Origin of the sequence: Microbacterium sp. GbtcB4 (assembly GCF_019091465.1) — a bacterium.
GTDB lineage: Bacteria > Actinomycetota > Actinomycetes > Actinomycetales > Microbacteriaceae > Microbacterium > Microbacterium paraoxydans.
In genome coordinates, this window is sequence record NZ_JAGXJJ010000008.1 from 20,238 (window position 1) to 46,861 (window position 26,624).

General features: G+C 70.3%; 27 protein-coding genes. 11 read left to right on the forward strand and 16 right to left on the reverse strand.

Annotated features, from left to right (window positions below; all coding sequences use genetic code 11):
• Window positions 1–38: 38 nt before the first annotated feature.
• Window positions 39–1,019: a class 1b ribonucleoside-diphosphate reductase subunit beta gene (gene nrdF / locus KVS71_RS13100; RefSeq protein ID WP_060922463.1), complete on the forward strand. Its 981-nt coding sequence runs from the start codon at window positions 39–41 to the stop codon at window positions 1,017–1,019.
• Window positions 1,020–1,170: 151 nt separating this feature from the next.
• Here nrdF and KVS71_RS13105 read toward each other — a convergent pair whose 3' ends face one another.
• The 4 genes from KVS71_RS13105 to KVS71_RS13120 form a co-directional block, all read right to left on the reverse strand.
• Entirely contained in the window at window positions 1,171–1,599 is a 429-nt protein-coding gene (locus tag KVS71_RS13105) for a hypothetical protein (RefSeq protein WP_105950407.1), read from the reverse strand.
• A 471-nt stretch (window positions 1,600–2,070) separates the two neighbouring features.
• Window positions 2,071–2,346 carry a hypothetical protein gene (locus KVS71_RS13110; protein WP_060922461.1) on the reverse strand — a complete coding sequence of 92 codons (276 nt, stop codon included), beginning with the start codon at window positions 2,344–2,346 and terminating at the stop codon, window positions 2,071–2,073.
• Window positions 2,347–2,429: 83 nt separating this feature from the next.
• Complete coding sequence (locus KVS71_RS13115) at window positions 2,430–3,077, reverse strand: hypothetical protein (RefSeq protein WP_217584767.1); 648 nt, start codon at window positions 3,075–3,077, stop codon at window positions 2,430–2,432.
• 4 nt (window positions 3,078–3,081) lie between these two features.
• A complete protein-coding gene (locus KVS71_RS13120) occupies window positions 3,082–3,396 on the reverse strand; it encodes a hypothetical protein (protein WP_105950405.1) in 315 nt (104 codons plus the stop codon).
• A gap of 132 nt (window positions 3,397–3,528) precedes the next feature.
• Here KVS71_RS13120 and KVS71_RS13125 point away from each other — a divergent pair, with 132 nt between their 5' ends.
• Window positions 3,529–5,337: an oleate hydratase gene (locus tag KVS71_RS13125; protein WP_217584768.1), complete on the forward strand. Its 1,809-nt coding sequence runs from the start codon at window positions 3,529–3,531 to the stop codon at window positions 5,335–5,337.
• 20 nt (window positions 5,338–5,357) lie between these two features.
• Entirely contained in the window at window positions 5,358–6,011 is a 654-nt protein-coding gene (locus tag KVS71_RS13130) for a hypothetical protein (RefSeq protein ID WP_217584769.1), read from the forward strand.
• Window positions 6,012–6,027: 16 nt separating this feature from the next.
• On the opposite strand, the gene KVS71_RS13135 is transcribed toward KVS71_RS13130, so the two are convergent.
• Window positions 6,028–6,417: a hypothetical protein gene (locus KVS71_RS13135; RefSeq protein ID WP_105950402.1), complete on the reverse strand. Its 390-nt coding sequence runs from the start codon at window positions 6,415–6,417 to the stop codon at window positions 6,028–6,030.
• A 56-nt stretch (window positions 6,418–6,473) separates the two neighbouring features.
• Here KVS71_RS13135 and KVS71_RS13140 point away from each other — a divergent pair, with 56 nt between their 5' ends.
• The 3 genes from KVS71_RS13140 to KVS71_RS13150 all read left to right on the forward strand — a co-directional run bounded on the left by KVS71_RS13140 (window position 6,474) and on the right by KVS71_RS13150 (window position 9,689).
• Window positions 6,474–7,094: a cyclodeaminase/cyclohydrolase family protein gene (locus KVS71_RS13140; protein ID WP_082750075.1), complete on the forward strand. Its 621-nt coding sequence runs from the start codon at window positions 6,474–6,476 to the stop codon at window positions 7,092–7,094.
• Window positions 7,095–7,377: 283 nt separating this feature from the next.
• Window positions 7,378–7,893, forward strand: coding sequence for a hypothetical protein (locus tag KVS71_RS13145; protein ID WP_105950401.1), 516 nt, complete (start codon window positions 7,378–7,380; stop codon window positions 7,891–7,893).
• A 305-nt stretch (window positions 7,894–8,198) separates the two neighbouring features.
• Window positions 8,199–9,689: a thioester domain-containing protein gene (locus KVS71_RS13150; protein ID WP_217584770.1), complete on the forward strand. Its 1,491-nt coding sequence runs from the start codon at window positions 8,199–8,201 to the stop codon at window positions 9,687–9,689.
• Here KVS71_RS13150 and KVS71_RS13155 read toward each other — a convergent pair.
• The 4 genes from KVS71_RS13155 to KVS71_RS13170 form a co-directional block, all read right to left on the reverse strand.
• Complete coding sequence (locus KVS71_RS13155) at window positions 9,657–10,673, reverse strand: cation transporter (protein ID WP_217584771.1); 1,017 nt, start codon at window positions 10,671–10,673, stop codon at window positions 9,657–9,659. The two genes, KVS71_RS13150 and KVS71_RS13155, sit on opposite strands and share 33 nt — an antisense overlap.
• Window positions 10,670–11,164 carry an ABC transporter substrate-binding protein gene (locus KVS71_RS13160; protein WP_247641394.1) on the reverse strand — a complete coding sequence of 165 codons (495 nt, stop codon included), beginning with the start codon at window positions 11,162–11,164 and terminating at the stop codon, window positions 10,670–10,672. The genes KVS71_RS13155 and KVS71_RS13160 overlap by 4 nt, the downstream gene beginning before the upstream one ends.
• A gap of 119 nt (window positions 11,165–11,283) precedes the next feature.
• Window positions 11,284–12,375 carry a YihY/virulence factor BrkB family protein gene (locus tag KVS71_RS13165; RefSeq protein WP_060922450.1) on the reverse strand — a complete coding sequence of 364 codons (1,092 nt, stop codon included), beginning with the start codon at window positions 12,373–12,375 and terminating at the stop codon, window positions 11,284–11,286.
• A gap of 120 nt (window positions 12,376–12,495) precedes the next feature.
• A complete protein-coding gene (locus KVS71_RS13170; protein ID WP_217584772.1) occupies window positions 12,496–13,029 on the reverse strand; it encodes a DUF488 domain-containing protein in 534 nt (177 codons plus the stop codon).
• A gap of 113 nt (window positions 13,030–13,142) precedes the next feature.
• On the opposite strand from KVS71_RS13170, the gene KVS71_RS13175 reads away from it, so the two are divergent.
• A complete protein-coding gene (locus KVS71_RS13175; RefSeq protein WP_217584773.1) occupies window positions 13,143–15,914 on the forward strand; it encodes a hypothetical protein in 2,772 nt (923 codons plus the stop codon).
• Window positions 15,915–15,978: 64 nt separating this feature from the next.
• On the opposite strand, the gene aztD is transcribed toward KVS71_RS13175, so the two are convergent.
• Genes aztD through aztB form a run of 4 tightly spaced genes read right to left on the reverse strand, consistent with a single transcriptional unit; the run spans window position 15,979 to window position 20,237 of the window.
• Window positions 15,979–17,178: a zinc metallochaperone AztD gene (gene aztD / locus KVS71_RS13180; RefSeq protein WP_082750176.1), complete on the reverse strand. Its 1,200-nt coding sequence runs from the start codon at window positions 17,176–17,178 to the stop codon at window positions 15,979–15,981.
• Between the two features lie 29 nt (window positions 17,179–17,207).
• A complete protein-coding gene (gene aztC, locus KVS71_RS13185) occupies window positions 17,208–18,122 on the reverse strand; it encodes a zinc ABC transporter substrate-binding protein AztC (protein WP_217584774.1) in 915 nt (304 codons plus the stop codon).
• A gap of 1 nt (window position 18,123) precedes the next feature.
• Window positions 18,124–19,350 carry an ABC transporter gene (locus KVS71_RS13190; RefSeq protein WP_217584775.1) on the reverse strand — a complete coding sequence of 409 codons (1,227 nt, stop codon included), beginning with the start codon at window positions 19,348–19,350 and terminating at the stop codon, window positions 18,124–18,126.
• Between the two features lie 20 nt (window positions 19,351–19,370).
• Window positions 19,371–20,237: a zinc ABC transporter permease AztB gene (gene aztB / locus KVS71_RS13195; RefSeq protein ID WP_259980805.1), complete on the reverse strand. Its 867-nt coding sequence runs from the start codon at window positions 20,235–20,237 to the stop codon at window positions 19,371–19,373.
• A 55-nt stretch (window positions 20,238–20,292) separates the two neighbouring features.
• Between aztB and KVS71_RS13200 the strand changes: the two genes are divergently transcribed.
• Window positions 20,293–20,949, forward strand: a complete 657-nt coding sequence (locus tag KVS71_RS13200) for an ATP-binding cassette domain-containing protein (protein ID WP_217584777.1) — start codon at window positions 20,293–20,295, stop codon at window positions 20,947–20,949.
• A gap of 27 nt (window positions 20,950–20,976) precedes the next feature.
• Here KVS71_RS13200 and KVS71_RS13205 read toward each other — a convergent pair whose 3' ends face one another.
• Window positions 20,977–21,321, reverse strand: coding sequence for a hypothetical protein (locus KVS71_RS13205; RefSeq protein ID WP_060922700.1), 345 nt, complete (start codon window positions 21,319–21,321; stop codon window positions 20,977–20,979).
• A gap of 106 nt (window positions 21,322–21,427) precedes the next feature.
• On the opposite strand from KVS71_RS13205, the gene KVS71_RS13210 reads away from it, so the two are divergent.
• Window positions 21,428–23,023 carry a DHA2 family efflux MFS transporter permease subunit gene (locus KVS71_RS13210; protein WP_217584778.1) on the forward strand — a complete coding sequence of 532 codons (1,596 nt, stop codon included), beginning with the start codon at window positions 21,428–21,430 and terminating at the stop codon, window positions 23,021–23,023.
• 16 nt (window positions 23,024–23,039) lie between these two features.
• On the opposite strand, the gene KVS71_RS13215 is transcribed toward KVS71_RS13210, so the two are convergent.
• Window positions 23,040–23,870, reverse strand: a complete 831-nt coding sequence (locus KVS71_RS13215; protein WP_368874803.1) for a zinc-ribbon domain-containing protein — start codon at window positions 23,868–23,870, stop codon at window positions 23,040–23,042.
• A 169-nt stretch (window positions 23,871–24,039) separates the two neighbouring features.
• Here KVS71_RS13215 and KVS71_RS13220 point away from each other — a divergent pair, with 169 nt between their 5' ends.
• Entirely contained in the window at window positions 24,040–24,531 is a 492-nt protein-coding gene (locus KVS71_RS13220; protein WP_105950393.1) for a DUF1269 domain-containing protein, read from the forward strand.
• 86 nt (window positions 24,532–24,617) lie between these two features.
• Window positions 24,618–25,133: a GNAT family N-acetyltransferase gene (locus KVS71_RS13225; RefSeq protein WP_217584780.1), complete on the forward strand. Its 516-nt coding sequence runs from the start codon at window positions 24,618–24,620 to the stop codon at window positions 25,131–25,133.
• A gap of 10 nt (window positions 25,134–25,143) precedes the next feature.
• Here the strand turns inward: KVS71_RS13225 and KVS71_RS13230 are convergent, their stop codons facing one another.
• Window positions 25,144–26,544, reverse strand: a complete 1,401-nt coding sequence (locus KVS71_RS13230; protein WP_217584781.1) for a threonine/serine exporter family protein — start codon at window positions 26,542–26,544, stop codon at window positions 25,144–25,146.
• Window positions 26,545–26,624: the final 80 nt, after the last annotated feature.

Below are 26,624 nucleotides of genomic sequence, written 5' to 3' on the forward strand. Positions count from 1 at the left end.
ACTTCGACAGGCTCAGTGACCCAGGAACTAGGACAAGAATGACTCCTCACTCTCCGCTCAAGCTGGTCTCCAGCGTGCAGGCGATCAACTGGAACCGCATCCAGGACGACAAGGACCTCGAGGTCTGGAACCGTCTGGTGAACAACTTCTGGCTGCCGGAGAAGGTGCCGCTGTCGAACGACGTGCAGTCGTGGAACACGCTCACCCCCGACGAGCAGCTTCTCACCATGCGGGTGTTCACCGGGCTCACGCTCCTGGACACGATCCAGGGCACCGTCGGCGCGGTGTCGCTGATCCCCGACGCGATCACGCCTCACGAGGAGGCCGTTTACACGAACATCGCGTTCATGGAGTCGGTGCACGCGAAGAGCTACTCCTCGATCTTCTCGACGCTCGCGTCGACGAAGGAGATCGACGAGGCGTTCCGCTGGTCCACGGAGAATGCGAACCTTCAGAAGAAGGCGCAGATCATCATGGACTACTACCAGGGAGACGACCCCCTCAAGCGCAAGGTCGCCTCCACGCTGCTGGAGTCGTTCCTGTTCTACTCGGGCTTCTACCTGCCGATCTACTGGTCGTCGAAGGCGAAGCTGACGAACACGGCCGACCTCATCCGCCTCATCATCCGCGACGAGGCCGTGCACGGGTACTACATCGGCTACAAGTTCCAGCGCGGACTCGAGACGGCCGACCAGGCGCGCAAGGACGAGCTCAAGGACTACACGTTCTCGCTGCTCTACGAGCTCTACGACAACGAGGTGCAGTACACGCAGGACCTCTACGACGGCGTCGGGCTGACCGAGGACGTCAAGAAGTTCCTGCACTACAACGCCAACAAGGCCCTCATGAACCTGGGCTACGAGGCGATGTTCCCCTCCAGCGTCACGAACGTGAACCCGGCGATCCTGTCGGCGCTCTCCCCGAACGCGGACGAGAACCACGACTTCTTCAGTGGGTCGGGCTCGTCGTACGTCATCGGCAAGGCCGAGGCCACGGAAGACGACGACTGGGACTTCTGAGTCCTGTGCGGGGGGACGCAAGCAGAGCAATGCGTCCGACTCCGGCCGACCCGCTCCTCGGGCTGGCCGGAGTCGCCGTCGGGTGGCCCATCGTGAGTCTGACGATCGCGGTCCGGTCGTCCGCTGTCAGCGCTCAGGCTGAACGGTCGGCCTACGGCACGTACTCGCCCGATGTGTAGTCGGCGACGAGCTTCAAGGTGCCCGCTGACGGCCGCGCCGAGACCCACACGGTGCGTGGATCCCACAGGTTCCCAGGCACCGACAATTGCGGCGTCGCCCCTATCTCCGCGGCGAGCTGTTCCGGGGTCATACCGTCGGGCGGGCGAACCGTGAACGTCACCGCGCAGCCACCGCTTCCGCAGCCTTCGCTCTGGCCGACCACCTGAGCGCCGGCAGGGAGGGGCACGGCTGACAGGGGAGGAGTGTCGCCCTCGTCGGCCATCATGAACAGCCAGCCCAGCCGTGCGAGGTAGAACACGATGAGGAGAGCTGCGGCGACGATCAGGCCGACCCGGATCCTGCGGCGCCGGGTCGCACCCTTCTCCTGCGGACCGTGGTCGGCTATCGGGGCGGGTTCCATGGCGTGAGCATACCCATCGCCCCCGGAAGATCCATCCGCCGCAGACCGAGCAAGACATAGGCCGGCCTCCTTCGCAGGAGAGAGATGACGACCGTCATCGCGGTCGCGCTCGCCGCGATTCGCAAGACTATTCTGTGGCGCTGTGCTGCGCAGCAGCCTGGCGGATGTGAACACGGTTCTGGATGTCAGCGGGGAGATGTTCGACGTACGCGAATCAGGACCTTCAGATGGGGTGCACGCCTACCATTTCACGTGGACCAACGGGCCCGAATACGGTACGTGCGGTTTCTCGCTCGGGGGTAGCAACCTCACAGCCGAGCAGCTGGAACGAGCGGCCCGGAGTTTTGTTCAGTCGTTTTTTGCGCCGGACGGCCTCGGTGCTTCCGACTTCCCCTCCTTCATGGAAGGTCGAAGATCATCGCAATGACACGGGTCGCGGGCCTCTTCCCTCCGGCGGCTATCGGGTACACCTCAGCGTGCGCTCAGCACGAAGGCCAGAACCGCTCCCAGAACGGTGCCCGCGAGCATCGCGGCGGCGGTCCAGCCGACGATTCGACCTCGGGCGACCTCGCGTTTCGTCGCGTACACGCCCGCGCCGAGGCCACTCGCCGCCGCTGCCGCCATCGTCACGCCGGCGACGAGCGCCTGGACCCCGTAGTCCGGTGTCGGCGGGGCAGGATCGACGAGCGGTGTCGCGAAACGGTAGGTCATGACGAGGCCGAGGGCGATGAGCGAGACGGCGGTCATCGCTGCGATCAACCACCACGCTGTCGATGTACGCATCAGTCACCCGCGCCCGCGCGTCGATTCCGGTCGCGGCGTCGCTCGCATCAGCCGCCGTCCCCGAGCACGGGGACGCCCCAGATCCGTGCCGCATCGGAGATGAGGCGATCCATGCCGTCCGGTGACTCTCGGCGAAGCGGCGCGTCGTCCCTGGTCACCGGCACCGGGATCGCGACCTGTCCCGCTTCCTGCGAGACCACGATCACCAGGGTCGGATAGAGGAAGGCGCCCTCCTGGATGCCGCCCCTCGTCACGCCCTGGATCCGGTCCCGGGGAACGCTGTAGGCCGTGAGGAGACGCGCTCCGCCGCGGATCAACCGAAAGCCCGAGGGCTCGATGACCCCGGTGGGGCTCGCCGTGAGCAGGCCGCGCGGTGCGGCGCCGAGTCCGAGAAGGGGAATCGTGCGCGAGAGGTACGCGGCCACGCCGTTGAGGGCGTAGGAGCCGAAGATCCGTGCCTGCGGCTCACGCTCCCGCAGCGCTCGCCGCTGGGCGTGCTGCAGTCGTCGGATGCGTCCGAGCACGATCCAGATGATCAGACCGGCGAGTGCAACCCCCGCGCCGAACACGAGCGAGGTCGCGACGGGCGGCTCGCCGTCCAACAGGGGACGCACGAGCGCCCCCCAGACGAAGAACGCCGCCAGTGCAGCAGCTATCGCGAGCACCAGTCTGTTGGCGGGCGGGTTCCGGCGCACGAGATCAGCCGCCCCACAGGAACGCGGCGGCGGGAAGGAGCGCCAGGACGCCGAGCACGGCTCCGACGACCGGCCACGCATACCCTCCGCCGTCGGCGCGGGCGAAGACGAGCCCGATCACGCCGAGGAGGAGGGCGATGCCGCCGAAGAGGACCGCGAGCGGCAGCGTGAGGAACACCAGCCATCCGTAGTTCGGGTCCGCCGTCCCCGCCAGGACGAAGACGATCGCGGTCGGCAGGATCCCGACGATCGCCACGACGGCGGAGGCGACTCCGCATCCGAAGGCTCGGCGACGGGGCAACGGAGAGATCTGGGTCACGGGGCGATCCTAGCGATCACGCGATCTCAGCGACGGCGAGCTCCGAGCGGTCGCACAGGAAGCCCTTCCTTTCCGCATCGGTTTCGGCTGGACTGTGCGCATCGGTGTCGAACCAATCGGAGGGTGGGACAGATGTACCGCAGCAATGGGAATTACGAAGCATTCGCACGACCCCGGAAGCCGGAGGGGGCCGACGACAAGACGGTCTGGCTGGTCGGCGGCGGTCTCGCCGCGATGGCGGCCGCGATCTTCATGATCCGCGACGGGCAGGTCGCGGGGGAGCGGATCACGATCCTCGAGGAGCTGGGGCTGCCCGGCGGCGCGCTGGACGGGATCAAGTACCCCGAGAAGGGGTTCGTCATCCGCGGCGGCCGGGAGCTGGAAGACCACATGGAGTGCCTGTGGGACATGTTCCGCTCCATCCCGTCGTTGGAGATCGAGGGTGCCAGCGTGCTCGACGAGTTCTACTGGCTCAACAAGGACGACCCCAACGTCTCCCTGTGCCGGGTGACCGAGAAGCAGGGGCAGGACGCGCATACGGACAAGCTCTTCACCCTCTCGGAGAAGGCGCAGAAGGAGATCGTCGCCGTCATCCTCGCCACCCGCGAGGAGATGGAGGGCAAGCGGATCGACGAGGTGTTCGGCGACGACTTCCTCGGCAGCAACTTCTGGTTGTACTGGCGGACCATGTTCGCGTTCGAGGAGTGGCACTCGGCGCTGGAGATGAAGCTGTATCTGCACCGCTTCATGCACCACATCGGCGGGCTGCCCGACCTCTCCGCGTTGAAGTTCACGAAGTACAACCAGTATGAGTCGCTCGTGCTGCCGATGCGGAAATTCCTCGACGACCACGGCGTGCAGTTCCGGTTCCATCACACCGTGACCGACATCCAGTTCGACATCGAGGACGGTCGCATCCAGGCGACGCGCATCGACTGGGTCGCCGGCGGCGAGCCCGGCGGCGTCGACCTCGGACCGGACGACCTGTGTCTGGCGACGATCGGGTCGCTGACGGAGAACTCCGGCAACGGCGACCAGCACACCGCTCCGGAGCTGAAGACCGGCCCGGCGCCCGCCTGGGACCTCTGGAAGCGGATCGCCGCGAAGTCGCCGGCGTTCGGGCGACCGGAGGTGTTCTGCAGCGACATCGACAAGACGAAGTGGGAATCCGCCACGGTCACCACCGTCGACGAGCGCATCCCGAAGTACATCGAGAGGATCTGCAAGCGCGACCCGTTCAGCGGCAAGGTCGTCACCGGCGGGATCGTCACCGCCAAGGACTCGGCCTGGCTGATGAGCTGGACGGTGAACCGGCAGCCGCACTTCAAGGCGCAGAAGCCGAACGAGATCGTGGTCTGGGTGTACGGACTCTTCGTCGAGACGCCGGGCGACTACGTCAAGAAGCCGATGCAGGAGTGCACGGGCGAGGAGATCGCGCAGGAGTGGCTCTACCACCTCGGTGTGCCGGTGGAGGACATCGCCGAACTCGCCGCGTCGGCGGCCAAGACGGTCCCGGTGATGATGCCGTACGTGACCTCCTTCTTCATGCCGCGCCGGGCCGGCGACCGTCCGCAGGTGGTCCCGGAGGGAAGCGTCAACTTCGCCTTCCTCGGACAGTTCGCCGAGACGACGCGCGACACGATCTTCACCACCGAGTACTCCGTGCGCACCGCGATGGAGGCCACGTATCAGTTGCTCGACGTGGAACGCGGCGTGCCGGAGGTCTTCAACTCGACCTACGACATCCGCTACCTCCTCAAGGCCACCGCGCGGCTGCGCGACGGCGAGACCGTCCACCTCCCCGGCCCGAACTTCCTCCAGGGTCGCCTCCTCGACAAGCTCGACAACACGCAGATGGGAGAGCTGCTGACGGACTTCGGGCTCATCCCCGCGCACGGCGCGACGGTGCCGCGCCCGCGGGACGACGACGCGATCGCCTGAGCATGCGTTCGGCGCGACCGATGCCCGGGAACCCGTGGCCGCACGACATGACCCTCACCGTCGAGGACCGACCGCACACGCTGCTGGAGCTCCTCTGGATCCGCGAGGCGCACGGGCTGGATCCCACCGATGACGCGCTCCCGCCGCCGCTGGTCGATCGACCGGTGGCGGCCGCGCGGCGTGTGGACGAGGAGACCCGTGCGCGCTGGACGGAGGTGTGGCCCCGGATCTGGGCCGACGCCGTCGCGCACGCCGCGACCGACCCGGACCAGGCGCTGGTCGACCGCGCCTTCGCCACGACGCTGAGTCCTGATGAGCGGGAGGCGGTGCTCACTCGGATCGTCGGGCCCACAGCGCGGGACGCGTTCGGGGTGGAGGTGTCCGATGATGCGGCCTACCGCGCGTGGGAGCGGCGCGGTTCCGAGGCACATCTCGCGACGCACCTCACGACGCTCGCGGACAGCCCCGAACGCCGTGACGTCGCCACCCTGGCCGATGCCTGGCGGCGCGGCCTCGGAAGGGTGGTGACGCTGCCCTGCCGGGGGACGTACGTCAGGCAGATCGGACCGCACGCGCTCCTGGTCACCGATGAGGTGCGGAGTGACGCCGCCGCGTACCGCGCGGCGCTGGACTCGTTCGGTCGAGGTCCTTCGGAGCGCCCGTCGAGGGCGTGACGCCCCGCGTGTCGAGTCAGAGGACGAGCGGGAGGAACGACACGATCAGGCCGACGGCACCGACCGCGGCGAAGACGGCCCCGACAGCCCGCAGGACCCGGCGCAGATGAGGCGGCTCACCGATCCGGATGCGAGCCGGGTCGTTCGAGCTGTGGAACCCGTCGAGCCATCCATCGGTGGTGGCCGTGGGCTCGCCGCGGCGCAGCGGTCTCTCGTGGAAGTCGCCGCCCGCGAACCAGCGGGCGGTGAGCCGACCGTCCCGATCGATCACGGCGATCTCGACGGGGATCCACTGCCCCTCGACGAGCCGGATCAGCAGGGCCACGATGAGGAACGGGATTCCGACGCCGAGGCCGATCCAGGACAGCACCTCACCGACGAGGGCCAGGGTGTCGACGAGGTGCACGGCTCCATCGTAGAGAGAGGACGAGGCGCACGCTGCGCGCCGATAGTCTGACCGGCATGACGGATTCCGCAGACGTCCCGACATCACGGCCGATGGATGGCTGGCTCGATGCCCTGAGCCAGCCCACCGGATCGCCGGGCGGAGGAGCGGCGTCGGGAGTGATGCTCGGCCTGAGCGCCGCCCTGATGTCCATGGTGGCCGCATACACCCCCGATGAGCCCGCCGCCGTCGAGAGCGCCGACCGCCTCGTGCGCCTTCGTGCCGAGATCCTGCGGGCGGTCGAAGCGGACGGACCGGTGTCGGCGGATCTCGGCGCCGCGCTCGCTCTGTCGGCGGACGACGGGGCGCGGGAGGAGCGCGTCCGTGCAGCGGCCGTCGACGCGGCGCAGTCGGTCGCGCGGCTCGGGCGCCTCGGCCTCGCCCTGCTCCCGGAAGCGCGCACGCTCTCGGACGACGGCAACCCGTACCTGGCGGTGGATCTCGCCGTCGCGACAGAGGCTCTGCGCGGCGGGCTGTCGGGGGCCTCTCTGAACCTGCGCGCGAATCTGCAGCTCGCCCGCAGGCACGGGGCCACCACGCCGATGTTGACGTCCCTCACGGAGGACGTCGCGCGTCTGGCCGAGGCGCGCACTCAGGTCGGGGGGATCACTGCCGAGCTCTCGGAGCGTCTGGACTGACGCGGGCACCGAGCGCGCATGAGGGACTCACCCCTGCGTGAGGCGATACGAGGGTCGGCGCAGCGCGCGCACCGAGGGATACGTCTCCGCCCCGGGGAGTGGGCGCCGATCGATGTCGAAGCGCAGACTCGCGTCGTCCTCAGGGTGAGGTGACTCGAGCCGCACGTCGGCGAACGGGCGCCACCTAAAACCGGGATCCGGCTACCATGTCGACGCGAGGAGCTCGGCGGTCCGGACGGTCCCCTGCTTCGGTCGGCGGGCGGGTCTTGATAGCATCCCGCCCATGAGCACGCCGGACTCCGATGCCGCTCGGCCCGAGCACGACCGCGCCGCGATCAAGGAGCGGGTGTACGCGACGTTCACGGGCCTCGCCATCGTGCTCGTGCAGAACTCCAATGTCGAGCACACCAGCGCCCTGCAGGCCACCGTGACCCTGCTCATCGGCATCGTCGCGATCGCGCTGGCGGGCTTCGCCGCCGATCTGGTCGCGCACCTCGCGACGCATGGCAGCTTCCCCCGGGGAGCGGACCTGCGCGAGGTCCTGGGGCTCACCGGCACGGCGCTCGGCTCGGCGGCGGTGCCGCTGCTCGTCCTCCTCGCAGCCGTGCTGGGGTGGATCGAGCTGCGGACGGCTCTCACCGTCGCGTCGATCGTCTACGTCGCGATCCTCGGGCTCATCGGGTACGTCGCCGTCCGCCGGACCGGGCTGAGCTGGTGGCAGCAGCTCATCGCGCTGGGCATCCTCGTCGGGCTCGGCGGCGTCGTCGTGCTCGTGCAGCAGCTCGCGCACGGACACTGACGGACACACCCGTTGCGCGGACCGTGCGCATGGTTCATCCTGAACGTGCTGCACGGGCCGGCTTGGGGGGGCCTCGACGGTCACGCTGCGGCCGACGGAGCGCCTGCCACCCAACTCCCTCCCCCGGCGGGCGCTCCGCTGTGAGAGCGATCTGCCGCCGCACCGACGCGGATCGACTCACCCGGGTGATCATCAGCCCCGCCCCTGTGATCGTGCGGCCCGCAGGCTTATCGTCGGTGGGCAACGGCGGGCTGTCGCAGTCGGAGAACCCGTCACTCGGATCATCGGCGAGATCGAGGGACACCATGCACACGGAGACCACGCGCGCGCGCACGCGGACAGCAGGGGCACTTCTGGCGACGGCCATCGCGGCGGCGATGGTGCTCTTCGGCGCGACGCCGGCGTCCGCACTGTGGGATCCCGACCCCGTGCTGCCCCGGGCGGGCTTCTTCACGCAGGTCACGATCACCGGCTCGCAGTACCCGACGAATGTGACGGGGGAGCTCACGACCCTGGCGCCTACTCCCGGCGCGTACCCGGCGACCGGCGCCTCGGTGGAGGCCGTGAGCCCGCAGCTCATCACCATCGCCGACCCCGTCTCCGGAGCGACCGCCTCGGCCTACTGCATCGACTTCAGCACGGAGACCGGCATCGGCGCGGGCTACAACATCGGGGAGTGGGACGCATCGAATGTGCCCAACCTCGATTACATCAACTACATCCTCAACAACTACTTCCCCTTCAACACCGCGAACCCGCTCTCCGGCCTCCCGCTCTCGCAGCAGGTCGCCGCGGTGCAGAGCGCGATCTGGTACTTCAGCGACGGCTTCGTGCTGGCGACGGGGACCAACGCGACCATCCGGAATGCGACGGCCGCCGTCGTACAGGCCGCCCTCGACAGCGGCGGCCTCCCGGAGCCGGCTCTGCCGACGCTCGCGATCGACCCCGACACCACCACGGTGCCGGAGGACGGATCGATCGTGGGACCCTTCACGGTCTCCGGCACCACCAGCGGCACGCTCGACGCGGCCGTGGGCGTGGAGGTCTTCCTTGACCAGGCGGGTACCCAGCCTGTTCCCGTCGGTACCGCGGTCGCTTCCGGCACGCAGCTCTGGGCGCGGTGGACCGGCCCGGCTGCTCCGGTGAACGGATTCCGGATCACCGCCCAGGCCTCGCTCACCCAGGGCACGGTCTATCTCTACGACACGGAGTCGTCGGACAGGCCCGCGGCGCAGAAGCTCGTGCTGGCGCAGACCACGACGCTCCCGCTTCGGACCGGCGTGCGCGCCACCCCGTATGCGTCCGGGGAGATCAGCGTGCAGAAGATCATCACCGGAGACGGCGCGGGACTGCAGGACGCCATCACCATCGACCTCGCGTGCACACCCGCCCCGGCTGAAGGCGTCGTCGTCTCCGCCACGATCCCCGCGGGCGCCACGAGCGCGGATCCCGTCGTCTTCACCGGTCTGCCGGACGGGGCGACGTGTACGGTCAGCGAGTCCGCGGACGGCGCCAACGATGCGGTCACGCTGGCCGCGCAGACCATCGAACCGGAGACGGTGACGGTCGACGCGGCCGCGACGGAGCCCGTCGTCGTGACCGTGACCAACACGTACGACCCCGTCGAGACGCCGAGCAACGGCGGCGGCGGCGAGGGCGGTGACAACGGCGGTGAGGGCGAAGGGCTCGCGGCCTCCGGGCCGACGTCCATGACGGGTGCGCTGACGGTGGCCGGGCTGGGTCTCCTGCTCGCGGGTGCTCTGCTACGGGTGCGGCGACGGACGGCGCTCCGCTGAGGATGCGGCGTCCTCGTCGTCGTCCTCCCGTCGCGTGAGATGGTCGGCGAGCTCCGGGACCAGCACGAGGACGACATCGACGAGCTTCCAATCCAGGCCCTGGCACTGCTGCCGGACACGGTCGAGCTCGGCGAGGGAGGGCAGGGCATCGTCGACGGGGACGACGAACGCTTCGACGTGGAAGAACTGTCCCTGATCCCGCGTCCGCACGGCGACGTCGCGCACCCAGGGCAGGGAAAGCAGGTGGTCGAGCACGGCATGGGAGTCGGGGTGCGGCTTCTCGTCGTCGAAGGTCGTGGCCCTGGTGTCCATGAGGTCGGTGATCGCGGCGCGGGTGTTGCGCCACCCGTCCCAGAGGATGCTCCCCGCGATGAATGTCGCCGCGGCCGCGTCCGCCCACCACAGCCCGAGCCCGATCCCGCCGACCCCGACGATCGATCCCGCTGCCGTCATCCAGTCGGCCTTGTTCATGTCGGCGTCGGCGTAGAGGACCTTGTTGTGCAGATCCTTGGCCAGGCGCATCTTCACTCGGCCGAAGTAGATCGGCAGCGGGATGGTCAACGCCATCATGCCCATCATCAGCCAGCCCGACCAGATCACGTGGCCGAACACCTGGACCGAGCCGATCGGCGGCCGGTCGCCGCTCACCAGTCCGATGACGGAATCGACCAGGAGGAACGCGCCCATGGTGAACAGGGCGACGCCGGCCACGAGGTGGGCCACGCCGACCGAGCGGAAGAACCCGTACGGGTACTTCGCGGTCGCCGGCTTCGCGATGATGCGGACCGCCAGGAGGAAGGCGATCGGCGGCGCGAGGGAGAGCAGGTCTTCGATCCAGGCGGCCTTCATCGCCTGGGAGTTGCCCATCACGAGGTAGACGCCGGTGATCGCCACGGCGAGGAACGCGAGCGTGTACCACTCGAAGCGGATCGCCCGGCGAAGCGTGTCCCGCTGCGCGGGCGGAAGGGCGGGATGGCTCCTCATCGGGCGCCTCCTCGTTCGAGCAGGAAGGTCTCGAGGGTCGTGAGGAACCGGTTCTCCCCCAGAACGGTGAGCATGACGTGCTTCTTCGTCTCGCCCGCGGTCGTCGCATCGTCGAACGGGACGGTCATCGCCGCCTTGTCGACCCAGGGGGTGTCATCGGTGAACCCGCCGACGGCCAGGTCGAGGGCGTGGTCGTGCAGCCGTTCGGCGAGGTTCGCCTCACTGTCGACCGTCCAGACGACGGTCGCGTCCAGCGTCTCGGCGAAGTCCTCCACGAGGCGCACTTCGACCCCGGCCGGGTCCGAGGGATCGGTCGTGTCCGTCCACGGCGGGTTGTGGGTGATCCCGACCCGGATCTCGCCGTCGCGGGCCTCGTCGAGGGTGCCGTCGACGTCGGCGGGGATGGCCGTGCAGCCGGCGAGCATTGCGGCGATCCCGAGCCATCCTCCGACGACCCCGACCGCGCGGCGGTGTGGTCTTCCGGTGCTCATCCTGCGCATCGGCGCGCGACGACCAGGACTGAACATCGCTTCGTTCGCTCCTCTGGGGTAGGAAAAACGCGCCGCACAGGCGACGCGAAGGGCATGGCTCTCACCATAGCCCGACCGGGTCATCGTCCTCTCGTCGCCCGGTCTTCCGGCTCCGGCGCGTCATCGTCGTTCTCGATGCGGATGCGCCGTCCCTCCTCGATGTCCTTCCGCTCCTTCTCCGCACGCTTGTCGCTCTGGCGGGTGTCGCGCGCGGGAAGCTGGATGTCGCGTTCGGCGGCGATCCCGGCCTGGAGCTGACGGCCGCGCTCCAGCTCGGCGTCGAACTCGGCGCCGAACAGGAGGGCGAGGTTCGCGATCCACAGCCAGAGCAGGAACACGATGACGCCCGCCATCGATCCGTAGGTGCGCTCGTAGTTGGAGAAGGTGGTGACGTAGAGCACGAAGCCGAGAGTGGCGACGGCCAGCACCACGATCGCCACGAGGGCGCCCATGCTGATCCACCGGAACTTCGGCTGCTTGGCATTCGGGGTCGCGTAGTACAGCATCGCCACGAGGAAGACGACGACGAACAGCAGCAGGGGCCACTTGGCGATGTTCCACGCGAGCTGCACGCCCTCGCCTGCGCCGATCGCGTCGCCCAGCGCCGACACCACATCCCCGGAGAGCACGAGCACGATGGCGACGATCGTCAGCGAGACGACGGTGATGAGCGTGACGAGCAGCTGCATGGGACGCAGCTTCCAGAACGGCCGCCCCTCCTCGATCTCGTAGATGCGGTTCATCACCCGGCTGAACGCTCCGACATACCCCGACGCCGACCAGAGAGCGAGGAGGATTCCGAACACGAGCGCGATTCCGGCGCCTGGCGCCTGGGAGATCTGCTCGATGGGCCCGCGGAGGGCTTTCGCGGTCTCCGGCGGTGCCACGTCGCCGATGATGCCCAGCACCGCGTCGGCGGCGGCCCCGCCCTGGCCGAACACGCCGAGCAGCGAGAAGACGGCGATCATGGCGGGGAAGATCGAGAGCACCGCGTAGTACGTGAGGGCCGCCGCGCCGTCCATGCACTGGTCGGCGGAGAACTCCCGGACGCTCTTGACGAGGACGTACTTCCACGACCGTTTCTGCAGATCCGTCGGGCTGTCCGGCTTCTCGTCGTGCTCGGGCGGTGGAGCGGACGCGGATCCGCTTCGTGCTGTGGGTGCCTTCGACATGGTTCCTCCTCGCGTCGGCGCGAGCGCTGCTCCCGCGATCCAGTCCTATGGGGAGAGGGGGTGTTCCGGCACGGGGGTTGCGCGAACCCGAGACGAGGGGGATGCTGTGCCGGCGGAGGGTCATGCGGCCGGGTACGTGACCACCGCGTCCGCGCGGACGACGGCGCCGCCGCTGAGCTCCGCCCTATCGACGTGCCCCGGACCGAGGATATGGCGGACGACCTCGTCCCGCGCGAGGAGGTGGTCGGCGATGATCCGTCGATGGCATCGCCACCACACGCTCTCCGAGCACATGACCGTGACGCGCCGCGCGCGACCCTCGGCGCGGAGCTCATCGAGGGCGCGTCCGAAATCCGCGGACAGGGCGTGATCGGCGTAGTTGTGGAAGCTGCGGTTCTGCCACCACGCGTTGGTCTCGAAGGGCACGTCCCTGCTCACCGGGCGTCTACCCGTCAGCGCCTCTTCGCGACGGTAGGCGATCCCCGCCTCCTGCAAGGAAGAAGCCAGCGCGTCCTGGTCGAACTGCGGGTACCGCTTCGAGCCGGGGAGACGCCGCACGTCGACGACACTCTCCACGCGGCTCTCCTGCACGAGCCCGAGGAACTCGTCAATCGTGCGGGTGGAGTGCCCGATGGTGAAGAACGGCTCAGACATGAGGCGACCGTAGCCCACTCGTCCCCATCCACGGACGACCCTTGCCCTGCCACGGCCCGCGGACCTACGGTGAGGTGACGGGTGGGGTCCGCACCCGGGGCGGGGGCCGTTCGATGAGAAAAGTCCGATTCGGAGTTCTGGGCGTGCTGCTGGCCGCCGTGGTCGGCCTCGGTGGTGCTCTTCCCGCCGTCGCCGCCGAGCCCGCTGCTCGGCTCTCGCTCTTCAAGGCGATCGAGAACCTCGACACCGGCGCCAGTCTCGGAGACCGCACCCTGTGGACGATGCACGCGGTCAACGTGGCCACGGGGGAGACCTTCACCGGGGACGGCCTCAACGGCATGCAGTCGCGCCTCATCCCGCCCGGCACCTACCGCATCTTCGAGACCGGCGGCGTGGCCGGGTACGCCTTCTTCTCCTGGAACTGCGACGGCGACGTGACGACGCAGCCCGAGCGCACGATCACCATCACCGCGGACCAGTCGATGACGTGCACGGTGCAGAACAACGCGATCCGGAGCAGCCTCACGCTCGTCAAGAACGTGCAGGGCGGGGGCGCGGCCCCGTCGGAGTGGACCCTGCGGGCGCAGGGGCCCTCGACCATCGAGGGGGCGGGCGGCTCGGCCGCGGTGCAGAACCAGCCGGCGCGGATCGGCACCTACACGTTGAGCGAATCGGGCGGACCGGCGAGCTATGTGCCGGGGCCCTGGACCTGCGAGCGGCGGGATCTGACGACCGGCGCGGTCACCGCCGTTCCCGTGGCCGGTGATCAGTTCGAGATGACCCTCGGCGGGGCGGTGACCTGCCAGATCACGAACACCGGAGACCTGCCTCACCTGACGCTCGTCAAGGAGGTCGTCGACCCGGCGGCGACCGGATACCCGCTGGCCGCCCCGTCGGACTTCGTCCTGAGCGCGAGCGGACCCGAGCGGATCTCCGGTCCTTCCGGCTCGGACGCGGTCGACCACGCCTCCGTCGACCCCGGCGCCTACACGCTCGCCGAGAGCGGTCCTGCCGGGTACAGCGGCGGTGCGTGGACCTGCGTCGACGCCACGGGCGACGGCGGGATCGATGGGGCGCTTCTCTACGTGCGGGAGAGCTCCGACATCACCTGCCGCATCACCAACACCTTCGCGGGCGGTTGGCTCACCCTCGTCAAGAACGTGGTGGGCAGCGACCAGCCGCCGTCCGACTGGACCCTGACGGCCGCGGGACCGGAGACGGTGACCGGGGCCTCCGGATCCGCTGCGGTCACCCGCGTCCCGGTGCCGGTCGGCGACTACGCGCTCGCCGAGGCGGACGGACCCGCCGGGTACGCGGCCGGGCCGTGGTCGTGCACGGGCGGCGCCCTGGCGACCGACACCGTGACCGTCGTGGCGGGGGCGGATGTCACGTGCACGGTCACGAACACCCTCGAGGTCGGCCAGCTCACCCTCGTGAAGAACGTCGTGAACGCGGGCGGCGGTCCCCTCACCGCGCAGGACTGGGAGCTCACCGCGACATCGGCCGACACCGTCATCAGCGGCGTCTCCGGCTCTGGCAAGGTCAGTTTCGCGACGGTGGCTCCGGGGGTCTTCACCCTGTCGGAGGCGAGCACCGCCCCGGCGGCGGGCTCCTATGTGAGCGAGGGCTGGTCGTGCGTCGATGACGAGGGCACCCCCGTCGGCACCGGCGACACCGTCGAGGTCGTGCCGCTGGAGAGCGTGATCTGCACCGTCACGAACCGTTGGACCCAGTCGACCCTGACGCTGCGCAAGCAGGTCGCCTCCGCCTTCGGCACGCCGGCGCTGCCCTCGGCGTGGACCCTGACCGCGACCGACGGTGCCGCCACGGTGTCGGGGCCCGCCAATTCGCCGGCCGTCACGCAGGCGGCCGTCGTCCCCGGCGCATGGACGCTGAGCGAGCAGGACGGCCCCGCCGGCTACGATCCGCTCGGCTGGAACTGCTCGGGCGGGACGGTGACCGGCGACGTGGTCCAGGTGCCTCCGTCGGCCGATGTCGTCTGCATCCTCACCAACGCATCGATCACCCCGAGCCTGACTCTCGTCAAGCAGGTCGTGAACGGCGAGCGCGGACGCGCGGTGCCCGGTGACTTCGAGTTGAAGGCCCGCGGCCCGGGCAACGCGGCGCTCTCCGGCCCCAGCGGGTCGGAGTTCGTCACCGACATGCAGCTTCCGCCGGGGGAGTACATCTTCTCCGAGGACGGCCCGAGCGGCTATGAGGGCGAGTGGTCCTGCACCGGCACGACCTGGGACGGGACCACGGCGACGCTGGGATTCGGGGAGGACGCGATCTGCACCGCCACGAACACCTTCGTCGGCGGCACTCTGACGCTCCGGAAGACCGTCGTCGGAGACGGTCCGGGAGCCCCGACCGGGCCCGCCGACGCCACGGACTGGACCCTGCGTGCGATCGGCGGCGGGGAGTTCCCGCGCCCGCGCATCGAGGGAGCGTCCGGCGAGACGGCGGTGACCCTGGCTCCGCTCGGGGCCGGTGCGTTCCGACTCTCGGAGCGGGCGGTCGCGGGTGCGCCAACCGCGGACTACCGCAGCGACGGCTGGGAGTGCACCGGGGGAGCGCTGGAAGGCGACATCGTCCAGGTGACCGCAGGGGTCGACACCGTGTGCACGGTGACGAACGTCTACGATCCGGGCTCCGGTCCCGACCCCGAACCCGAGCCGGAACCCGAACCCGAGAACCCGGATCCGGGAACGGATGTCGAACCCGGGGCGGAGGGCGGGGCGGCCTCCGGCCTGGCCACGACAGGTCTCGCGCCGGGCGCGGCCGCGGCGGCAGGCGCCGGTGGTCTGCTCGTCCTCCTCGGTGCCGGACTCCTCGCGGCGCGGCGGCTTCGGCGCACGCGGCACGGGCATCCCGGATCGCGCTGATCTGACCTCTCCGCACACGCACGGCGGGTCCGCCCTGGAGAGGACGGACCCACCGTGCCGAGACTCAGCCGGCGGCCGGTGCGATCTCGTTCGGCGTGACCTCCAGTTCGGTGCTCGCGAGCACCTCGCCGGTGGTGAGGTCGACGGCGTGCACGCTGTCGGCGGCCGGCTCGGTCACGTACGCGATATCGCCGGCGACGACGATGGCGGGGTGCGGGTCCTGCCACTCGGCGGGCCCTTCCCACGCCTCGATGACCGGGTAGGAGTCGGTGATCTCGCCGGTCTCCGGGTCGAGCACGTGGATGGCGCCGTCGGCACCGAGGATGTAGGCCAGGTCGCCCGGGCCGCGCGCGACGTCGCGGAAGGTGTACTCCGCCCCCTCGGGCAGGGACACGACCTCGGACGTCATCGCCGCGGTGTCGATGAGCGTGACCGCGCCCAGCAGGTAGCCCTCGGCGTCGGGGTCGTTCTTGTAGTCCCCGACGATGATCGGGCTCGTCTCGCTCACGTACGCGTTGCCCATGCGGCCGTATGGCTGGTCGGGAGCGGCGAGCTTGGTGATCTCGCCGTCCTTGTAGACCAGCGCGCCGTCCTCGCAGCCGAAGACGACCACCTCGTCGGCCGCGGTGCCTTCGCCGTGGACGCCGGGGCACTGGTCGGACGAGGCGATCTCCGTACCGTCCGCATCGCGCACCACGATGCCGCTGCGACCGTCCGCATCGCCCACCGTGGTGAGGAAGGTGCCGTCCTCCAACAGCACCGAGACGCCGTGGTGTGCCTCGACGCCGTCGACGGTCTCCACCTCCGGGAGACCGCCGTCGCCGAGATCGGCGGTGTCGAAAATCGTGGTGTCGCTCGTGCCGTCGGCGTAGAGGATGGTCTTGCCACCGTGGCGGACGACGTGGCCGGGGGTGTCGGCCTCGAACACCGTGTCGGTCAGGACCGCCTCGTCGGCTGATCCGGCCCCGGTGTCGAGCACCTGGAAGCCGTCACTCATCGTCACCATGACGTGGCGACCGTCGCCGGCCGGATTCAGGCGGGTGAACGGCTCGGAGTCGAAATCGGCGACGGTGTCGAGGGTCTCGCCGTCGAGGACGAGGATGCCGCCCTCATACGAGACGGCCACCCTGGGGCCGGCGTCCGATTCCGGGGCGTCGCTCGCGGCGGAGCCGGCTCCGGCCGTGGTCGAGCAGGAGGCGAGCGTCACGGCGGCGCCGAGGGCGACCGCCCCGACCAGCGCCCGGCGCAGGGGGAGTGTCTTCATGCGGTGCTTCTTTCTTGTGAGGGATGGTCTCAGCGGGTGAGACCGGAGGCGATGCGCTCGGTGTTGACGCGCATCATGGTCAGGTAGTCCGGGGCGCCGCCGTCTTCCGCGGTGAGCGATTCGGTGAACAGCTCGATCACCTCGACGTGGACGTCGGCCTCGTCGGCGAGCGCCTGGACGAGGCGGTCGGGGGAGGAGGACTCCGCGAAGACGGCGGGTACACCCGTCTCCTCCACGGCACCCACGAGATCGGCGAGGTCGGAGGCCGAGGGGGCCGCGAGCGTGGTGCCGCCCGGGATGACGGCGCCGACGACCTCGAAGTCGAAGCGGTCGGCGAGGTAGCCGAAGACGTGGTGGTTCGTCACGAGCGCCCGGCGATCCTCCGGGATCGTGGCGAACGCGGTCGTCATCTCGGCGTCGAGCGCCGTCAGCTCCTCGCGATAATCGGCCACGTCGGCGGCGAGGATGTCGGCGTCGACTCCGTCGAGCGCGGCCAGGGCGGGCTCCAGGGCGTCGACGACCTCGATCATCCGCGCCGGATCGGTCCAGAAGTGGGAGTCCGGCATTCCCGCTGCGTCGCCGTCGCGGTAGTCCAGGACTTCGATCGCGTCGCCCGCGACGAAGGACGGCACCTCGGCCGCGACGGCCGCGTCGAGATGCTGCTGCAGGCCCTCCTCGAGCCCGAGTCCGTTGGAGACGAGCAAGTCGGCGTCCCGCAGCGTGGCGGCCTCCTGCGCCGAGATCTCGAACGAGTGCGGGTCGGCGTTCGGCTTCATGAGGGTGACGACGCGAGCCTGATCGCCGACGAGCTCGCCGACCACATCGCCCAGGATGTTCGTCGAGACGACGACCACCGGCCGCGCATCGGCGGGAGGGGCGCAGGCGGTCAGAGTGACGGCGGCGAGCGCGACGAGAACGGCGGCGAGAGGTCGCAGGAGGCGCATGTCAGCGTCCCGTCTCGGCGACGAACGTCGGGGCGTCGGCGGTATCGAAGGTCCGCGCGAGGCGGGCGTCGTCGGCGTAGTCGATCTCGAACAGCCGGTGCTCCGCCGGGCCACTCAGATAGGCGCGGTGCTGATCGGCGATGAGGGCCGGAGCCTCGCCTGCCGCCAGCGATGCCGCCACCAGCGGGGTGGTCTCCGCCCGCACCGTCCCGTCGAGCGCGCTGAGCACGAGCACGCGTCCGTCCTGCGCCAGCGCGAGGAGGGTGTCGTCCTCATCGCTGACCGCGGTGACCTGCGCGAGGGGAGTGGGGGCGGTGAGCACCGTCCAGGCCTGCGCGCGGGTGTCGAGGACCCGGATGTCGGTCGGTCCGGCGAGGCCGGCGACCGTGGGGCGCCCCTCGCGGTTGTGGAACGCGGACACGGCTCCGTCCGGCGATCCGTCCGGGTACGGGATGCGGTCCACGGTGAGCGCCCCGGCCTCGACACGGGCGAGCAGGGCACCGTCGGCGCAGCCGATGACCGCCCCGACCCTGGTCGTGATCGTGCCGGTCGGTGCGGCGCAGTCTTCCCGGAGGCCGGTGCGCTCGCCGTCCGCCGTGTAGCCGACGACGACTCCGCCCGTCTCCCCGTCGGCCTCGGTCACCAGCGCGAACGACCCGACCGGCACCACCAGCCCCTCGTGCGGGGAACGCTCGATGCGGAACAGCTCACGGATCTCCCCCTTCGACAGGGCCTCCGTGTCGAGGAGGACGGCGTCTCCGGACCCGGAGAAGGAGACGCCGGTGCCGCCGGTGGTCGAGCTGTTCGTCGTCGCGACCGTCGCCGCGCCGTCGCCCTCCACCGCGCCGAGCAGGGCGGGATCGGCGCGGTAGTAGTGGAAGTGGTCGACGTGGTCCCACGTCCAGACGCCGCTGTCGACGACCTCGACGCCGTCGCCGGTGTCTGCGAAGAGGTACCGGCCGTCGGTCGTCATGCCCTCCGGGGCGGCCACCGTGCCGATGTCGGTGACGCTCTCGTCCAGGAGGTCGAGGTGGGTGACCCGACCCTGCGCGTCGATGGTCGTGAGTCCGAGCTGCGGTTCGGCGACCTCTTCGGCTCCGGCGATCGCGCCGTGGCCGTCTCCGGCGGAGGAGGAGGTGGCGGGACTCTGCGCCTCGGACCCGGCGCAGGACGCGAGGGGGAGAGTCAGGGCGGCGACGGTGATGAGGGGAAGGAGGCGGGAATGCACGAAGAGCCTTTCGGGACGAGTCAGGAGGCGGGAGCGGGGACGGGAGGAGCGATCGGCCGCCGGGTTCGCACGGAGACCCGCACCGCCCAGGACAGACCGGCGAGGGCGATCGCGGCCGCGGCGACGGACGCTCCCGCGGCGGTGGCCGCATACCAGGACGCGAGGAGACCGGCGAGGACGGCAGCCGCGCCGAAGGCGCAAGCGAGCGCCATCCGCGTGGGCAGGCGCGACGTCCACTGTCCGGCGGCGACCGCGGGGGCGAGGAGCAGACCGACGACGAGCAGCGAGCCGACCGCCTGGTACGACGCCACCACCGCGAGGGTCACCAGTCCGACCAGGGCCGCCTGGGCCCACCGTGGGCGGAGCCCGAGCACCGTCGCGATGCGGGCGTCGAGGGCGAGCGCGACGAACGGCCGATGGCAGAGGGTGGCGACCGTCACTCCCACGACCGCGGCCGCCGCGAGCAGGAGGAGGTCGGGGCGGGTGATCGCGAGGATGTCGCCGAAGAGGATCGCCGTCGCATCCGTGGCGAAGCTCCCGGAGTGGGAGATGATGATCACCCCCAGGGCCAGCATCGCGACGAAGAGCAGTCCGATGCTCGTGTCGTAGGAGAGCCGGGCGCGTCGCTGCAGGGCGCCGATGCCGATGCTCATCGCGACGGCGCTGACCGCCCCGCCGACGAGCACGGGCGCCCCGAGCACCGTGGCCAGCGCGACGCCGGGCAGCATCCCGTGGGCCAGGGCCTCACCGAGGAAGGCCATCCCTCGGACGACGACCCAGGTGCCGACGACCCCGCAGAGGACCGCGACGAGAGCGCCGCCGAGGAGTCCGCGCTGGAAGAACTCGAGCGTGAACGGGGTGAGCAGGGCGGCGAGCGAGGGGGTCACGGAACGCGAGCCTATTCGTAGTTGAGAATGATTATCAAATTCATAAACTGGAGTCATGACGAGAACCCTCCGCACCGCCGACGGCGCCCTGCGTCTCGACGACGTCTCCGTCCGGCTCGGCGACCGCGAGGCCCTGCGCGGCGTCACCCTGGAGGTGGAGGCGGGCGAGTTCGTCGTGGTCACGGGTCCGAACGGCGCGGGGAAGTCGACGCTCCTGGAGGTGGCCGCCGGGGTGCGCTCACCGACCAGGGGGTGGCGGAGTGTGACCGGTCCGATCGCCTTCGTGCCGCAGCGCGCCGCGGTGCCTCCGGGCCTTCCGCTCACCGCGCGAGACGTCGTGACGGTCGGGACGTGGCGTCGGCTCGGGGCGTTCCGGCGGCGGGATCGGCGGGCGCGTGCGGCGGTGGCGGCGGCGATGGAGCGCACCGCCGTGTCGGCTCTGCAGCGCCTGCCGTTCGCGACGCTGTCCGGCGGCCAGCAGCAGCGTGTGCTCCTGGCTCAAGGGGTCGCGGGGGAAGCAGGCGTCCTGCTCGTGGACGAACCGACGACGGCCCTGGACGCCGCATCGGTCCGTCGCATCCGGGCAGTGCTGCGGGAGGAGGCGGATCGCGGGGCGGTCGTCCTCTGCGTCACGCACGATTCGACCCTGATCGCGGATGCCGACCGCGAGGTCGCGCTCCGAAACGGCGTGCGGCTCTCCGCGCCGCGCTGAAGGGAGGCGCCGCTCAGCGGAGCGCGATCAGAGGCCGTGGCCCATGTCGAAGTCGGAGAGCGCGGGGACCTCGATGTCGCCCGGCGACGACGAGTCGCCCCGCGGCTTCGGGAACAGGCGGTGGGCCTGCAGCTCGTCGACCTCGGCGGAGAAGTCGGGATCGGGTTCCCCGGTGTGATGGGGGCTGACGAGCACGTCGTTGCCGACGCCGACGAGGAGGTCCGCCCAGTCCTTCTCGCCCTCCAGGAGGATCGGGATCTCGACGGCCTCGGACTCGCCCTCCCTGGCGATGGCGGCGGCCAGGGTGAGCAGCGTCTCCGCGACGTCGTCAGAGGTGATGAGTTGCTGGCCGGCGTAGGAGACGAGTTTCATGCGGGCATCATCGCCTGCCCGTCGCCGTCACGCACGGGGGTTGCACTCACGCGCGGGAGAGGCTAAAACTGCCTTTCCGCTCGAGTATCTAACTAAGCTAGCAAACATGGAAAGGTCTCAACGCCTGCGCTGGGTGGGGCTGGTCTTCATCAGTATCGCCGTCAGCCTCATCATCGTCGACTCGACGATCGTCAACGTCGCCATCCCGGCGATCGTCGACGACCTGGGGATCACCTCCACCGAGGTGCAGTGGGTGCAGGAGTCGTACACCCTCGTCTTCGCCGCCCTGCTGCTCGTCTTCGGCAGCCTCGCCGACCGCTTCGGCCGGCGCCGCATCATGATCGTCGGTGTCGTCGTGTTCGCGGCCGCCTCCGTCCTCGCCGCCACCGCACCGAGCGGGGGTGTCCTGATCCTCGCCCGGCTCGTGCAGGGCGTCGGCGGTGCGATGATCCTGCCGACCACCCTGTCGATCATCAACGCGACCTTCCGCGGGCGGGAACGCGGCATCGCGTTCGCCGTCTGGGGGTCGACCATCGGTGGGATGGCCGCGGTGGGGCCCCTGCTCGGCGGGTGGCTGACCACGGCCTTCTCCTGGCGCTGGGCGTTCGGCATCAACATCCCGCTCGGCCTGCTGATCGTCATCGGTGTCCTGCTGACCGTGGCTGAATCGCGCGGCGAGCGCGCGGAGCGGATCGACGTGGTGGGGGCCGTGCTCTCCGTCCTGACCATGGGCAGCCTCGTCTTCGCGCTCATCGAGGGCCGCACGTACGGCTGGTGGTTCGTGGACGAGCGCCCGCGGATCGGCGACTGGACCTGGCCGGGGGATCTCTCGCCGATCCCGCTCGCGTTCGCCGTCGCGATCCTCGGACTCGTCGCGTTCATCGCCTGGGGTCTGCACCGCCAGCGACGAGGACGCTCCACCCTGCTGGCGCTGCGCCTGTTCGCGATCCCGTCGTTCCGCAACGGGAACATCGCCGCCGCCGTGGTCTCCCTCGGGGAGTTCGGCCTCATCCTCGCCCTCCCGCTCTGGCTCCAGTTCGTTCTGGGCTTCGATGCGCTGCAGACCGGTCTGCTGCTGCTCGCCCTGGCGGGCGGATCCTTCCTCGCCAGCGGGGTGGCCGGTGCCGCGAGCGGACGGATCGCCCCGGTCTGGGTGGTCAGGGTCGGGCTCCTCGCCGAGATCGTCGGCGTCGCCGGCGTGGGGCTCGTGATCGCCCCCGATGCATCCTGGGTGCCCCTCGTCCCCTTCCTCTTCGTGTACGGGCTCGGTGTGGGGCTCGCGACGGCGCAGCTCACCGGCGTGGTGCTCGCCGACGTGCCGGTGGCGGACAGCGGTGCCGCGTCCGGCACGCAGTCGACGTCCCGCCAGCTCGGTGCGGCGCTCGGCGTGGCCGTGCTCGGCACCGTCCTGTTCACGAGCACCGCAGCTGCGCTCGGGTCGGCGCTCGACGACCGCAGCGTACCGTCGGCAGAGCGCGACCAGGTGGTGTCCGCCGTCGTGGACAGTGCCGGCGCCGCCATCGCGGGACTGGATCGGGATCCCGAGACGGCGCCGTTCGCCGAGCTGGCCCGAAGTGCGTTCTCCGACGGCACCCGCTATGCGGCGTGGACGGCGGCGGGCTTCCTCGCCGTCGGCCTGCTCTCCACCGTCGCCCTCGGCTCTCCGCGGTCGCGGCAGGAGGAGGAGCAGCCCGCCTCGTGAAGAGCCGGCGGCGCCGTCAGCGTAAGTAGGCGTCGACCAGGAGGGCGCCGCGGATGTCGCGGAGCCGGTCGATCAGCCGGGCGATGCCGCTCGCGCCGAGGGAGGCGAGTGGGAGGTCGAACGGCCCGAGTGGTTCGAGCTTCCCGATCCGCACACGCACCACCTCCCAGCCGGCGCCGCGTACCGCGCGGTCCTTCCGGCGATCGGCCTCCTCCCTCTTCCCGACGTGCTCGAGCCCGTGCCGGCCGACCGTGTCGTACTCGATCGCGATCCGCAGCTCCGGGAGCAGGATGTCGGGCCATACCTCCGTATGCCGGAAGAACGGCCGCGCGACCTTGATCGCGTTGACGTCGTCGGGGAACAGCAGCCGTTCGGTGAGCGCCTGCCGGAGCTTCCCCTCCGCGGCCGAGGCCGGGTTCGGAGCGCACGCGCTCAGGAACGCGGTGCCCGTCGGCAGCGCGGGAGTCTTCGTGCACAGCGCCGGCGCCCGCTTCTTCGGGGGTGCGGGGAGCGCCCGCGCCTCCCCGAGGATCACGGGCTGCGGACGCGCGAGTGCCGTGCATTCGGGGCACCAGGACGAGCGCCGTCGCACCCGCCCCGGGCGTTCGCGCTGCTCGGTCGGCGTCGCCGCGAACAGGTGACCGACGGCGCACTCCCAGCAGAGCAGCACATCGGCCGCCAACGGGATCTGCGAGAGCGCGATGCCGTGATTGAGCTCCGGGTGGTACTGGCGGACGAGCTCTGGGTAGGCCGCCCACGCCGCCCGATAGGTGCCGACCGCGTAGGGCACGTCGAGTCCGCGCGAGAACTGGCGTCTCGCCCACCACTGCTGCACGGACTCGGGCACGACTGCGACGGTAGGCGAGGCCACGGACATCGCCGCTGCGGAGTCACCAGGGTGAACATCGACGGCTGCTCTGTCATGTGTGCCGGGGGCGCGCCTAGGGTCGGTGGCGAAGACCGGTGCCTCTGCGCGCGTGGAGAGCATCTCCGATCGCAACCGAAAGCAGGAAACCATGGCTGAACTGATCGTCATCTCCTATGACACCGAGAGCGACGCGGAAGGCGCCTACAACCGCGTCCAGGCCCTGCAGGACGACCTCGTCGTCGAGCTCGCCGGCCTCGCGCTCGTGAAGGTGGACGGCGAGGGCAAGACGAAGGTGGAGTACCCGGGCGCCGGGAGCAGGATCGGCCTCGGCGTCGCCTCCGGCGCTCTGTTCGGTGCGCTGATCGGCATCCTGTTCTTCATCCCGGTCGCCGGCCTGGTGTTCGGCGGCCTCCTCGGGGCCCTGTTCTCCGGCCTCGACAAGACGGGCATCGACGCCGAGTTCCGCGACCGCGTGAAGGCCACCGTGACGGCCGGCAAGTCCGCCGTCGTCATCTACGCGCTCAAGATCACCGAGGACAAGTTCGCCGAGGCGCTGGCCCCGTACAACGGCACCGTCGTGCAGACCTCGCTGTCGAAGGAGGACGAGGCCGAGCTGGTCAAGGACCTCGGCGGCCACTGACCCCCGACCGATGCGCTCGCTGTGGATCCGTCCGCGGCGGGCGTATCGTCATGTCGGGTGTCGGTGGGGCGTGACATGCTGCGAGCGTGGACACCGTGAGCCTCCGGCCCTGGTCGGCCGCCGATCTCCCTCTCCTGCAGGCGGCGAACGCCCCGGAGATGACGGTGCACCTCAACGGGCCGGAGAGTGCGGCGGAGGTGCAGGCGCGTCACGAGCGGTATCTGCGCCTCGTCGCGGAGGACGAGGCCCTGATGTTCGCGATCGTCGACGACGCCGGGCGGCCTCTCGGTTCCATCGGCGCGTGGCGGATCGCGTGGCAGGACGAGCCCGCGTGGGAGACCGGCTGGTTCGTGCTGCCCGCTGCGCAGGGCCGGCGAGTGGCCGCCCGGGCTCTGGCACTGCTCATCGATCTCCTCCGCGATCGCGCAGGGGACGGGCGTTCGTTGCTCGCGTTCCCCGCGGTCGACAACCCGGCGTCGAACGCGGTGTGTCAGCGGGGCGGCTTCACCCGTCAGGGAACCCTCACGGAGCAGTTCCGCGGGGCCGAGCTCACGGTCAACGTGTGGGTGCTCGACCTCGCCGCCGACTCCTCGGCGGGATGACACCGTCGGGTCAGCGGCGCACGCGCGCCCTGGTCTTCGCGACGCCGGCGAGGGTCGCTCGCACCGGCGTTCCGAGGTAGAGGCCGAGGGAGGCGCCGGAGGCGAGCGCGATGCCGATCACGGCGGCGTCGATCAGCGATCCGCCGACGGTGAGCATCCCGGTGGAGGTACCCGCTGCGTGCACGACCTCGAGGAGACCCTGGAACACCGCGACACCGGGCACGAGCGGGACGATCGCGGCGGTCGTCACCGCGACTGAGGGCACGTGCAGGTTGTGCGCGATGAGCATGCCGACGAAGCTCGCCAGCAGCGCTCCGACCGCGCTCGCCGCGGCCGGGTGGAGCTGGAGGGCGATGGTGCCGGCGTACCCGGCGAGGGTGACGGCGCTCAGCAGGGCGCTGACGAGGATGATGCGGATGCCGGCGCCGTTGAACACGGCCACGGCGACCGCGATGATGATGGCCCCGACGAACTGATTGAGCAGCGGGCCGAAGGGCGCAGGATCGTCCGGCAGCTCCATCGTGAAGCCGAGCACGCCGCCGAGCTCCAGGCCGACGAGGATGCCGATGACCACCCCGAGCGTCTGCATCGTCAGGTCGAGGATGCGGCCGCCGGCCGTGAGCGCGAAGCCGTCGATGGCGTCCTGCGCGGCGCCCACCACCGTGAGCCCGGCGAGCATGAGCACGATACCCGAGGCGACGATGATCGAGGGGCGGATGCCGACGAACGGTTCGATCCCCGCGCTGCCGAGCGCCGAGACGGCGACCGCGACGACCGTGGTGACGAGGCCTCCCGCGATCTGGCTGAAGAACAGCGGTACCCGCAATCGGGCCAGGCCCGCCTGGGTGAGCGCCGCCCCCAGCGCGGCGACGAAGGTGAGGCCCACGATGAGCGGAGAGGCGCCGAGCATGATGCTCACGCCGACCGCGAGGAGCGCCCGTGCGACGATCACCACGGACTGCTGGTAGCGGAAGGGCACGCGACGGATGACCCGGAACGCGGTGCGTGCGGATTCCAGGTCCAGGCCGCTGTCGATGTCGGCCACGAGCGCCTGCACGCGCTGCAGCTTCGCGTGATCGGGGGCGGCGACGCGGACCACGCGGACGAGCGTCTCCGGCCAGACCTCCCCGCTGAGGTGGAAGGACACCGTGATCGAGTTGTAGGTCACGTCGACCTGGACGCCCTTGAGGCCGTACGCCTCGCAGACGCGGGTGATCGCGAGCGTGACCTCGTGCGCAGAGGCGCCGACCGCGAACATCGACTCCCCGATGCGCGTCGCCAGATCGAGGACCCGTGGGACGGTGTGCTCGTCGATCACCGGCATCGCCTCGGTGTGGGCGACGGTGGACGGATCGGTGTGCAGCAGCCGGCGGACGGAGAGGAGCAGTCGCTGGGGGGAACGCGCGGGCATATGTCCCATTCTCCCGCGGACGAGGACCTCCCGATCGACCGCCCCGCTGTCAAGGCCCGAGACGGCTGCTGACCGCGCTT